The sequence below is a fragment of the Geothrix sp. 21YS21S-2 genome (assembly GCF_030846775.1).
Classification (GTDB): Bacteria; Acidobacteriota; Holophagae; order Holophagales; family Holophagaceae; genus Mesoterricola.
Genome location: NZ_CP132910.1, coordinates 1,564,436 through 1,576,701 on the forward strand (window position 1 = coordinate 1,564,436; position 12,266 = coordinate 1,576,701).

General features: G+C 69.7%; 7 protein-coding genes. 2 read left to right on the forward strand and 5 right to left on the reverse strand.

Annotation, left to right across the window (positions count from 1 at the left end; all coding sequences use genetic code 11):
* The first annotated feature begins 2 nt into the window (after window positions 1–2).
* Window positions 3–2,081, forward strand: coding sequence for an adenylate/guanylate cyclase domain-containing protein (locus RAH40_RS07145; protein ID WP_306601404.1), 2,079 nt, complete (start codon window positions 3–5; stop codon window positions 2,079–2,081).
* Here RAH40_RS07145 and RAH40_RS07150 read toward each other — a convergent pair whose 3' ends face one another.
* Window positions 2,082–2,444 carry a TonB-dependent receptor plug domain-containing protein gene (locus RAH40_RS07150; protein WP_306601405.1) on the reverse strand — a complete coding sequence of 121 codons (363 nt, stop codon included), beginning with the start codon at window positions 2,442–2,444 and terminating at the stop codon, window positions 2,082–2,084.
* Between the two features lie 141 nt (window positions 2,445–2,585).
* Entirely contained in the window at window positions 2,586–3,323 is a 738-nt protein-coding gene (locus RAH40_RS07155) for an energy transducer TonB (RefSeq protein WP_306601406.1), read from the reverse strand.
* Between the two features lie 271 nt (window positions 3,324–3,594).
* Here RAH40_RS07155 and RAH40_RS07160 point away from each other — a divergent pair, with 271 nt between their 5' ends.
* Window positions 3,595–4,968: a kelch repeat-containing protein gene (locus tag RAH40_RS07160; RefSeq protein ID WP_306601407.1), complete on the forward strand. Its 1,374-nt coding sequence runs from the start codon at window positions 3,595–3,597 to the stop codon at window positions 4,966–4,968.
* Here the strand turns inward: RAH40_RS07160 and RAH40_RS07165 are convergent, their stop codons facing one another.
* From RAH40_RS07165 to RAH40_RS07175, 3 genes are all read right to left on the reverse strand, one after another.
* A complete protein-coding gene (locus RAH40_RS07165; RefSeq protein WP_306601408.1) occupies window positions 4,969–7,041 on the reverse strand; it encodes a M13 family metallopeptidase in 2,073 nt (690 codons plus the stop codon).
* A 129-nt stretch (window positions 7,042–7,170) separates the two neighbouring features.
* The gene (locus tag RAH40_RS07170) at window positions 7,171–11,661 is read right to left on the reverse strand and encodes a hypothetical protein (protein WP_306601409.1); all 4,491 of its coding nucleotides are present in this window, start codon (window positions 11,659–11,661) and stop codon (window positions 7,171–7,173) included.
* An 18-nt stretch (window positions 11,662–11,679) separates the two neighbouring features.
* Window positions 11,680–12,264, reverse strand: coding sequence for a pilus assembly PilX N-terminal domain-containing protein (locus RAH40_RS07175; protein ID WP_306601410.1), 585 nt, complete (start codon window positions 12,262–12,264; stop codon window positions 11,680–11,682).
* Window positions 12,265–12,266: the final 2 nt, after the last annotated feature.

Here is a 12,266-nt window from a genome sequence, read left to right on the forward strand (position 1 = left end):
CCATGAAGCGCTACTCGCTCAAGGTCGCGATCTCCACCCTGGTCTCCGGGCTGATCCTGCTCGCCGCGGCCTCGGTGGCCACGGCCCTCTGGTTCGGCACCCGCCAGGCGCTCTACCTAACCACCCGCCAGGCCATGGGGCGCCTCTCCCGTTCCGTCAGCGACAAGCTCGAGTCCCGGCTGGCGGGGGCGGAGCGCCTGAACCTCCTCCTGGCCTCCCTGATCCGCACCGGGAACCTGGACCCCGCCCGGGAGGCCTCCTTCACGGGCTTCCTCGTGGACGCCCTGGCCGTGAACCCCTCCCTCACCGTCATCGACGTGGGGTTGCCCTCGGGGCACAAGTACCAGGCCCGCACCATGCCCGACGGGACCATCTCCCGCCGCCTCGTGCACCGGTCCGCCCGCGAGGTCGTCAGCGTCTGGCACCACGCCAACCCGGCCTACGCCAAGGACTACCCCGACACCCGCACGGGCCTGGACACGGGGTACGACCCCCGCCTCCGGCCCTGGTACAAGGCCGGCCTCGAGGCCGGCAAGCTCACGTGGACGGACGTCTACGGCACCCGCGCGGGCCTGAACTACTCCAACGTCAATCCGGTGTACGACGAAAAGGGCGGCCTGCTCTGCGTCACCGCCATCGACCTCAACATCGCGGGCATCTCGAGCTTCCTGGAAGGCCTGCGGGTGGGCCGGACGGGCAAGGCCTTCATCATCGACGCGGCCGACCACGTGGTGGCCATGCCCATGGGCGCCGGGCATGACCTGGGCCTGATCATCAAGGCCACCCCCAGGGATGGCCGGATGGAATACGGCCTGCGGGAGATCGGCGAGCTGGCCGATCCCGCCGTGCGGGAGGCGGTGCTGGCCCGCCGGACGGCGCCCGCCATGAAGGGCTGGGACTTCCTGGCCTTCAGGGACCCTTCCGGGCGCCGGATGCTGGCCTCCTTCCGGCCCGAGCCGGTCTACCACTTCACCATCGGCGTGGTGGTGCCCGAGGAGGAGATCCTGGGCAGCATCAAGCACAGCCTGCGCCTCACGGCGGGGATCACCCTGCTTTTCGTCGGGCTCAGCCTCGTGCTGGCCTTCGCCATCTCCCGGGCCATCGCGCGGCCCCTGGGCGAACTCGTGGGCGAAGTGGACCGCATCCGCCTCCTGGACCTGGGGGACGCGCCGGAGATCCCCACCTCCATCCTCGAGGTGGTGCAGATCGGCCAGTCCATCCGGAACATGCGCAACGGCCTGCGCAGCTTCAAGAAGTACGTGCCCTCCGACGTGGTGCTCGGCCTCATGCGCCTGGGCAGGGAGGCCGTGATCGGCGTCGAGAAGCGCGAGCTCACCTTCTTCTTCTCCGACATCAAGGACTTCACCAGCATCTCCGAGCAGGTGGACCCGGAGGAGCTGGTGGCCAAGCTGGGCGCCTACTTCGAGGCCGTCACCCGGATCCTCATCGAGCACGGCGGCACCGTGGACAAGTTCATCGGGGACTCCGTCATGGGCTTCTGGAACGCCCCCAACCCCGTGGCCGACCACGCCCTGCGGGCCTGCGCCAGCGCCCTGAGGGCCCAGGACCGCATCCGGGAGCTGAACGCGGCCTGGGCCGGCATCGCCTTCCACACCCGCATCGGCATCCACACCGGCACGGCCGTGGTGGGCAACATCGGGTACGACGCCCGCATGAACTACACCACCATCGGCGACAACGTGAACCTCGCCAGCCGCCTGGAGGGCCTGAACAAGGTCTACGGCACCCGCATCCTTGTGAGCGAGGCCACGGTGGCCGCGGCCGGAAGCGCCATCCTCACGCGGCCCGTGGACCGGGTCACCGTGAAGGGCAAGCAGGTTCCCATCGGGCTCCACGAGCTCATCGCCCTCAGGGCCGAGGCCACCCCGGAGCAGGTGGCCGCCGCCTCGCGCTTCGGGGAGGCCTTCGCCCGCTACCAGGCCGGGCGCTGGGGGGAGGCCCTGGCCCTGCTGGACGAAGGCGACGGCCCCGGCCGCCTCCTGGCGGAGCGGTGCCGGCACTACCTCTCCGATCCGCCCGGGCCCGGATGGAACGGGGTCTTCGAGCACCACGAGAAGTAGTCAGGTGGGCGACGCCAGCCGCACCCGCTCGAAGGCGAAGGGCTCGTCCCGCACGATGCCGTACCACCCGCTGAGGGGCCGCCGAAGCCCGTCCAGCAGCGTCGAGCCCTGGCTGCCTCCCCGCAGGAGGAACCAGTCGCCGCGGTTGTCCAGGCCGTACACGTCGGCGTTCACGCCCGGCGCGTAGCGGAGGATCTCCTGCATGGTGCGGGCGCCCTGCTCCCGGATCTGGTCGGCCGTGATGACGGTGATGGCCTGGGGCGTCTCGGCCAGGGGCAGGTCCAGCTTCGTGGCGGCGGTGCGGGTGGCCACGTACCCCGCCACGGGGGCCTTGGGGTCCTCCTTGGCGGCGCGGCCGCGCACCTTCACTTCGGGGAGGGAGGCCTCCTGCGGGGGGCCTGGGACAGCAGGGGCAGCGCCAGGAGGGCGAGGGACAAGGTTCGAGCGGACATGGGACTCCTGGGGGCGCCCGGGGCGCCCCGGCAAAGGGGGGGTTGGGGACGCCTAGGCGTCCAGGTTGAAGGTGATGGGAATGAGCACCCAGGCAGGCACCTTGTCGGCGCCGCGCCGTGCGGGCACGAAGCGCCAGCGGCGGACGGTCTGGATACCCGTCTGGTCAAGGCGGGGATGGCCGGTGCTGGTGCGGACCTCGATGTCCTCGGCCCGGCCGTCCACCCCCACCCGGACCCGGAGCACCAGGCGCCCCTCCTCCCGCAGGCGGCGGGAGAGCGGCGGATAGTCCGGGGCTGGGTTCTGCAGGTAGGCCGCATCGAAGACCGGGGGCAGGACGCCGTCAAGCTGTCCGCCCGGAGTTCCGCCCACCTGTCCTCCCGGCACGCCAGCCGGCGCGCCGGCTGGCGTGCCGCCGGGCACTCCGGAAGGTCCCCCGGAACCAACCGGACCAGAGACCGCTGGGGCAGGCGCCGTGGGCAGATGGGTAGGCGCCACGACCGGCACCTCCTCCTCGGCGGGTTGAGGGGGGGTGGCCCGGACCGCCGTGGGGGCGCCGCCCCCTGCGGGCGGGGGTGGCGGCGGGGCGGCCATGGGCAGGGCCTCCTCCAGGGAGATGGCGATGGTCGGCCTCACGGCCGCTTCCCCCGGCCGCACGGAGAGGACCGCCAGGGCGCCCGCCACCAGGGCGTAGAACGGCAGCGACAGGAGGAGGGCACTCAGGGGCCGCCCCTTGGGCAGGCCGCCCAGATCAGGCGGAGGCAGGAGGAAGTTGGAACATTGGCGACCCATGGGTTAAGAATATAATAATGAGATTGAGTCTCATAGTACTTTTTTATGGCGGAATTATCCTGAGCTACGCTTGAAATGATTGCACTTCTTGTGGATGTTCCCGGCCAGGCCTGTATTTTGCAAAAAAAGGGACTCAACGGCTTCCGCGGGAAGGTCGTAGAACAGGGCTGGATTCCAGAACACCCGGGAGGCAGCTTTGAAAGAAGCGTTACAAATTGAAAATTTGAAGTGTTTCACCAACCTCCCGGCCTTGGCCAGGATGGCCGCCCCCATGGCCGCCATGCTCGCCCTCGCGGCCTGCGGGGGGGGCTCCGGATCGAGCCCGGCGCCGGCCCCGGCCGCCCAGCTGCGGATCGACGCGTCGACCCTCAAGGTCAAGGGCGAGACCCGGGTCACCGCAACCGACGTCCAGGGCCACCCCATTCCGGCGGTCTACGAGGTCGTGGAACCCGGGGGCGGCACCGTGGACGCGGCCGGACGCTACGTCGCCCCGGACGCCCCGGGCGTCTACCACGTCCGGGCCCGGGCCGCGGGCGGGTCCGTCGCCCAGGCGGCCCTGACCGTGGAAGGCTTCTGGGTCGACCTGCAGCGCCGGACGGACCTGCTGGTCAGCCGGGTCAACCACACGGCCTCCCTTCTGGCCGACGGCAGCGTCCTGGTGGTGGGCGGGGTGGAGTCCAGCCTGGCGGAGCGGTTCATCCCGGCCAGCCAGACCTTCCTGTCCGCGGGCGAAACGGGCGGCAAGCGCTGGAGCCACACGGCCTCGCCCCTGCCCGGAGGGGGCTGGCTCTTCCTGGGCGGCCTGGGGGTCGAAGCCGCCCAGAGCCGGATGGTGGCCCTGGCTTCAGCGATGGTCTACCAGGACGGCGCCTTCTCCACCCTCGACGCCGGGATGCTGACCCCGCGCTTTGACCACGGCGCGGCCCCCCTGGCCGACGGGCGCATCCTGGTCACGGGCGGCCTGCCGCTCCCCGGCTCCGATGTCTCCGCCCTCCCGGCCGCCGAGGTGTTCGACCCGGTCCAGAAGCGGTTCGCGGCCACGGGAGCCATGGCCCTGCCCCGCGCGGGCCACACGGCCACGACCCTCCAGGACGGCCGGGTCCTGGTCGTGGGAGGGCGGGACAGCACCTGCGCCTACACCTGCGGCCAGAGGACCTGGCGCAACGCCGAGCTCTACGACCCCGCCACCGGCACCTTCTCCCCCGCGGGCGCGCCTGCCCAGGCCCGCTTCAACCACACCGCCACCCTGCTGCCCGACGGCCGGGTCCTCATCGCGGGCGGCACGACCCCCGACCTCGAGGGCACCGACGTCTCCTCCCTCGTGGAGGTGTACGACCCCGCCGCCAACCGGTTCCAGACCCTCGGCACGATGCTTCGCCCCCGCGCCAGCCATACGGCCACCCTCCTGGGGGACGGGAAGGTGCTGCTGGCGGGTGGGCTGACCTACGCCTCCTCCGGCGAGAATTCCATGGCCACGGCCACGGTGGAGGCCTTCGATCCCGGCACCGGGCAGAGCCGGTTGGCGATGTCCGCGGTCACCACCCGGTACCGCCATGCGGCCGCCCGCCTCGCCTCCGGCCACGTGGTGCTGCTGGGGGGGTCGGAGGGGGGCGGGGCGATCCGCATCGTGGAGGTGTTCGACTAGCTACCAGACCTTGAGGCGGTCCGGGGGGGCCAGGTAGAGCTTCTGGCCTTCCTTGACCCCGAAGGCCTGGTACCACGCGTCCAGGTTGCGCGCCACGTTGGGCCGCAGGAAGCCGGGGGTGTGGGGGTCGGTGGTCACGCGGTTGAGGAGGGCCTCGTCGCGGTACTTGCTCCGCCACACCTGGGCGAACCCCAGGAAGAAGCGCTGGTCGCCGGTGAAGCCGCCGAGCACCTTGGCGGGCTTGCCCTGCAGGGACGCGTGGTAGGCGTCGAAGGCCACGTTGATGCCCGCCAGATCGGCCATGTTCTCGCCCAGGGTCAGCTCGCCGTTCACGTGGGTGCCCGGCAGGGGCTCGTAGGCGGCGTACTGCCGGACCACCTTGTCCGTGAGGGCGGTGAAGCGCTTGACGTCCTCGGGCGTCCACCAGTCGGAGAGCTTGCCGTCCTTGTCGTACTTGCGGCCCTGGTCGTCGAAGTGGTGGCTGATCTCGTGGCCGATGACGACGCCGATGCCGCCGTAGTTCACCGCGGGGTCGGCCTTGGGGTCGAAGAAGGGCGCCTGCAGGATGGCCGCGGGGAAGACGATCTCGTTCCAGGCGGGGTTGGCGTAGGCGTTCACCGTCATGGGCGTCATGTTCCATTCGGAGCGGTCGATGGGCTTGCCGATCTTGTCCAGCTGGCGCTGGTACTGGAACTCGGCGGCCCGGCGCAGGTTGCCCAGGGCGTCCCCGCGGCGGATCTCCAGCGTGGAGTAGTCACGCCACGTGTCGGGGTAGCCGATCTTGGGCGTGAAGCGGGCCAGCTTGGCCCGGGCCTCGGCCTTGGTCGCGGGGTCCATCCAGGCGAGGTCGGCCAGGCGCTGGTCCATGGCCTGGATGACGTTCCTGACCAGCACGTCCATCTGGCGCTTGGCCTCGGGGGGGAAATACTTGGCCACGTAAAGCTTGCCCACGGCCTCGCCGAGCACCCGGCTGGTCATGTCCACGCCGCGCTTCCACCGGGGCTGGTCCTCGGGCTGGCCCGCCAGGACCTTGCCGTGGAAGGCGAAGGCCTCCTCCACGAAGGCCTTGGGCAGGCACTGGGCGGCGCCCTCCAGGGCATGGAAGGCCAGGTAGTCCTTCCAGGTCTCCAGGGGCTCCGTGGCCATGAGCCGGCCTTCGCCGGCCACGGCGCTGGGGTTGGAGACGATGATGACCTTCTGGTCCTGGACGCCCGCGGCCGCCAGGAGGGAGGCCCAGCCCACGCCGGGGTAGGCCGTCTCCAGCTCCGCCGCGGGGGTGGGATTGTAGAGCTTCTCCCGCTGGCGCTGCTGGACCCGGGTCCAGTGGGTGGCGGCGATCTTCGCCTCCAGGCCGAAGATCCCCCGGGCCCGCGCCTCGGCGTCGCCGAAGCCCGCCAGGCGCAACATCGTGGCGATGTGGGCCACGTACTTGACGCGGATCCCTTCGAACTTGGGGTTCTTCGTGTCCAGGTAGTAGTCCCGGTCCGGCAGGCCCAGGCCGCCCTGCCCCACGCTCACGGACATGATGCCGGGGTCCTTCATGTCCTGGCCGATGCGCAGGCCCAGGGGCATGCGCATGCCCTGGCGCGTGGCCTCGCCGAAGTAGGTCGCCAGCCGGGCGCGGTCGTCGATGGCCTGGATGGCGTCCAGCGTTGGCTTCAGGGGCGCGAGGCCCTTGGCCTCGATGGCCGCCTCGTCCATGAAGGTGGCGTAGAAGTCCCCCACCTTCCGGGCCTCGGACCCCGCCTTCGCGCCCTTCAGCCGGGCCTGGGCCTCCACGATGTCCCGGGTCTGCTTCTGGCTGAGGTCCCGCAGGAGGGCGAACATGCCCGAATCGGCGCGGTCGGCGGGGATGGCGAGGTTCCTGATGTAGGTGCCGCTGGCGAACCGGCCGAAATCGTCCCCGGGGGCGACGGTGCGGTCCATGCCGGCGGTGTCGAAGCCGAAGGTGCCGTAGACGGGACGGCTGGCCGTGGCGGCGGCGGGGTGGCTGCCGGGACCGGCGGCGGCCAGGGGACTGGCCAGGATCAGGGAACCGGCCACGAGCTGGGCCATGAGGCCATTTCTTTGCATGGGATCTCCAGGGACTTGAGGGGATGCAGGATCGACCCGGGCGGAGGGCGGGAGGTTTAGGGGCCGCGCCAGAATAACCTGGACGCCTCGCGCTCCGGATCAAGCCCCCTTATGTTCGCCTTGTGGACCTCAGTGGATGACGCGCCAGGTGCGCATGCGGAACCCGCGGCTGCTCTCCTGGTCCTTCACGGACTTGATGTCGGGGGTATTGGCGCCCACCTGCTGGGTGAAGGAGCCGGTCTTGGCGCTCACGGCCCCGCCCTGCACCACCCGGTCCCCGGCGTCGGCGAGCTGGCTGCTCAGGGAATTGAAGTAGAAGGCCAGGCCGGAGCAGTTGTCGGCGCCCTTGTTGAGGGTCGTGATGTCGCCCACGGTGGAATTGGCCTGCACCTGGGTGTCCACCGCCAGGGGCCGCATGATGTCGCATTCCCGGAAGGTGCGGGTGAAGGCGTTGGAGGAGCAGCCGAAGCCGGAATTGCCGTTGATGTTGAAGATCGAGAAGAAGAGCGTGCCCAGCTTGGTCAGCGGGCTCACCAGTACCTTGTCGTGGGTCACGCCGCCCACCGCGGAGGGCAGGGCTCCGTCCTTGAGAGTGAAGTAGTACCCCGTCTTGTTCTTGAACAGGTAGTTGGGGTCGCCGGGGGTGACCCGGGGGTCGGCGTACGTGGTCGTCCAGGACCCGTAGGTGATGGGCTGGAGGCTGGTGTCGGGGATGCCCGTGGTGTCGTAGCCCAGGTTCTGGCTGTCCTGGCGGTCGGCCAGGACCAGCATCCGGTTGAGGGTGGGCGGGGTGACGGACGCGTTGGTGGGGTACGTCTCGGGCGCGTCGGTGGGGTTGTTGTTGTCGCCGGACCCGGCGCTCACCATGACGGTCAGGGGCTTGAGGGTCCCGGTGCTGCTTCCGGAGCTGTCGGGCACCGCCACGGGGTAGTTGCCGTCCAGCCGGAACGCGTCGGGCCTCTGGGTGAACCGCATGCCGGCGTTGCTGTAGATGAACCGGGGGGCGGTGATCCAGGTGCTGACGTTGCTGGAATCCAGCCGGAAGGTGGCCTCGGTGGCCTTCAGGTTGGAGTTCAGGGCCATCACGTTGCCCTTCATGTCGGTGAAGTAGACCCGCTGGATTATGGGGAAGGTGTTGAAGATGCTCACGGGAGTCACGCCGGCGGGGATGGATCCCACGGCGGTGCTGGCGGAGAAGTCCCAGGTCCTGAGGGGGGCGCCGGTGAACACGTCCAGGGCCAGGATGGACCGGCCCATGCCCTCGGCGTTCGTGATGGTGCCCTTGGTGCGGTAGGCGCTGTCCACCTGGGCGTTGGCGTAGCCCCCGGTGAGGAAGACCACGGCCTTCTGGGTGCTGATGGTCCCGTCGGTGGTCACGTAGGTGAACACCGGCACGGAGGTGCTCATGGCCATCTTCTTGACCACGTCGCTGGAGGAGGCCAGCTGGGGATCCACGACCCACTGGATCTTGAAGTTCTCGGGGGTCACCGAACCGTCCGTGGCGGACGACAGGCCCAGGGCGTAGTAGCTGCGGGCGCCCTTGCGCATGCCGAAGACGACGATGGCGTTCTCGGCGCCCAGGGAGACGCGGCTGTCGCCGATGAGCTGCCCGGAAACCGGCTTGTCCTCCCAGAACAGGGCGGGATCGCCGTCCACCAGGTACCGGTGGGGCACGGTGTCCTCCACGTCCTGGTTGAGGTAGACGTCGTACATGGTGCCCAGCATGTCGGGCGGCACGAAGGCCCAGAGCTCGGCGGCCCTGGCGGTCACCACGCCGGCGTTGCTGTTGGCGGCCTCGATGAAGCAGTGCAGGAAGCCCTGGTTGGTGCCCACCAGCAGGAGGCGGGCGTGGGGATCCGTCCCGCCGGGCCAGGTGAGGCCCGTCGGCAGGTTGCCGGGGCCCAGTTCGATGGCCAGGGGCGCGGAGTTGATGATGTCACCGAAGATGCCCACGCGGTTCCGGGTGGCGTCGGTGGCGGCCTTGCCGCAATAGTAGTCGAGGAAGGCCTGCACGGAAGCCGTCCGCGCGGCGGCGGTGGAGAGGGTGGAGGGGAACAGGCCCGCGGCGGCGAACTGGGTCACCAGGGTGCTCACCAGCGCGCTGTTGCTCGACCGGAAGCGCACCTTGGCGGTCGTGCCCGGCGTCAGGGTCCAGATGGTGCGGTCGCTCCACAGGGTGGGGGTCCCGGACAGCGTGTTCTCGGGATGGACGGTCGCGCCCAGGGGCAGGTCGGCGGCGACGTAGGTGCCGAAGATGTCGAAGGCGCTCCACAGGTGGTGGTCGTCGAAGTTGTTCAGGCCGCACTGGTAGGTGGGCTTGCCCGAGGCGTCCAGTACCGGGTCGCCGTTGGTGTCCAGGATCATCACGCACCCGATGGTGCTCTCGCCCTGGTTGCCGTAGAAGGAGAAGACCTCGGTGTTGGTGACGGTGTCGAGGGTGCGCTTGATGCCCACGGAGAAGAGGTTGCCGGTCCAGGCGGGCTTGCGGCTGGTCTTGAAGATGCCGAAGTAGGCCTGGGTGGTGGTCTTGGTGCCCGTGGTAGGCGTGGCGGGGGCGCTGAGGGCGGCCGCGCCGGAGACCATGTAGTTGGCCACGTCGTTGAGGTTGGCCTCCAGGGCCGAAGGGCTTCCGGAGGGGTAGTAGAAGACCTGGCCCCCGTCCAGCTTGGACTGATCCGGGTTGTTCCCCTTGCTGGGGCGCCAGCCTCCGTAGCCCAGGTCCGTGCGGGACGGATCGGCCCACTGGGCGATCTTGAAGAACTCGCCCTCGTAGGAGCGCTGGTTGTGGGCGGAATCGTAGTTCAGGTTGCCGGGCAGGCCCACGCTCACCACCATGGTCTGGATGCCCGGGTTGGCGGCGGACCGCGCCCGGCCGGGAGCGACCTCCCAGGCCGCGCCCCAGCTGCCGGAGTTGTTGGAGCTGTCGCCGAAGGCCGCGATGTCCGACAGGACGCCCGGGTGGAAGTTGTCCGTGGTGGGCGTGAGGGCCGTGATGGACGGGGCCTTGAGGTAGGCCCCCGTGCCGCCCTTGTTCAGGCCGGAGTTGCCGTTGGTGGTGTAGTTCTGGTACGCCACGGCGGCGTCCTGCGAGATGCGCGTGGGCGAGCCCGTGTCCGTGGAGTCCGTGAGGCCCAGGGTGGGGAAGATCACGACGTAGGTCTTGCCCGGGCAGGAGGCGTTGGACGCCTCGAACACGGTGGAGTTCACTTCGATGCTGGCGCGGTAGTAGGTGTTGGCCAGGGCGTAGGCCCAGGGCTGCGGGGTGCGGGGATCCATGGGCCCGATGGGGGCGCTGTTGCCGGTGGCCGACACGGCGTCCATGGCGTCATAGCTGGCAGGGGCGGAGGCGTAGGCCTGGACCCAGCCCGAGGGCCCCATCAGCTGCAGGCTGGTCCCGTTGGTGGTCAGCCCCCCTCCCGTGCCGTCCAGGCCGGAAATGAGCTTTCGCAGGAAGCGCCGGTTGGCGACGGTGGTGTCGGCCCAGAGGGCGCTCTGGCTGGGATTGGCCGTGATGGAGGTGGTGGGGGCGCCGCCCTCCTCCGAGTTGCCCGGGTTGTCGACCCGGCCGTCGACGTAGCGGTAGATCCAGTTGAACTTGCCGTCCTTGCGAAGGAGCACGTCGATGCAGGCGATCTTCTGCGCCTGGTACCGGGTGAGCACGGGCAGGCCGTTGGCCCAGCCCTCCGCGGGGGTGGAGGCCGCGAAATCGGGGACCGTCGTGTTCTCGGTGGTGGCGGGGACGGCGTAGCCTCCGGGGGAGGCGTAGTTCCCGCTGGTGGGGGCGCTGCGCCAGTCCACCCCGTTGGTGCCGCGGATCAGCTTGCTGCCGTAGATCCAGCACAGGTAGTCCAGGGGATAGTAGAAGTTGCCCATGCCCGCATAGCCGGCGGGGATGTTCGCCAGGATCCCTCCCGTGGCGGGGTTCACGGCCGTGTTGTTGGCCTCCGACCAGGGGTCGTACTGGATGGTGGTGCCCCCGGCGACGCGCTTCTGGTAGTTGGTGACGAGGGTGTTGCCGGGGGCGGTGGGCACCGTCGCGGAGGCGGCGTAGGGGCTGTTCCACACCTGCGAGGGGCAGGGAAGGTCGATGGAGCGGGTCGTGCTGCCGGTCCTGAGCGCGAAGCGCACATGGGTGATCTGGGCGATGGTGGCCGAGGCCGTGCCCTGCCAGGTGACCACGGTGCCCGTGAAGCTCCCGTTGAAGTTGTAGGGCGTGCCGGCGACCGGGGCGCCGCCTTCCGAATAGAAGGTCTGCGTCTGAGCCCACTGGTAGAGGTAGACGTTCACCGGGGTGCCCACCGTCGGGACGGCGGGGGTCTTCAGGAGGAAGATGAAGCCGTAGTCCTTCCCGGTCCTCTTCACCGTGAGCCCCGAGAGCGGCACGGCGTCGACCCACTTGTCGCGCCCGGAATAGGTGGAGTACGTGCCCACCTCGTAGATGGCGCGGCTGCTGGTCATGAAGTCCAGGATCGTGATGAGCTGGCTCCGGCCCGCGTCGGTCTTGTACACGTCCAGCAGGTCCGTGCGCGTGAGGAGCTGGGGCTCCACCTGGGCGCTTGCGGGCAGGGCGAGGCAGAGCAGGGTCAGGGCGGCTGTGAGGAAACGGTTCCTGGCAAGCATGGCGGATCTCCCGGGAGCCTAGTTGATGTACTGGACGACGGATTCGCGGCGCGAAACGAAGGACTGGTTGGTGCCGGCGATGTTGGCCCGGCCCGTGGTCTGCAGCAGCCAGAGGCTCTGGCTGCTCTTGATGAGGCTGCTCTGGGTCGTGTTGCTCAGCTGGTAGGCCCCCAGGTAGCGGAGCTCGGCGTCGAAGGAGGGCTGGACGGCGGTGGACTGGAGGTAGGAGGACGTCGGCGGCGTCATGTTGCCGCCGATGACGGATCCGGTCAGAGCGGTGCGCATGGTGCCCGAAGCGTCGGTGTAGGCGCTCCTGTTGGTGTCCGAGTAGATCGCGGCCAGCAGCGCGGTCATGCTGCTCTGGAGGCTCGCGGCGGCGGGGTCGGCTGCGGTGTTGGAGTAGGGGCTGCCCCAGGTGAGGGTCCAGTCCATGGCCGAGTCGGCGGTCTCGAAGGCCTTGCGCCCCGTGGACTCGTTGCCCACGATGAGCATCTCCCGCAGCGACGTGCGGCTCAGGCCCATGGCGGCCACGGTGACCACGCTCAGCAGGATCAGGGCCACGACGATGGAAATGCCTCCAGCTTCCCTGGGGTTGTAGCGCATGG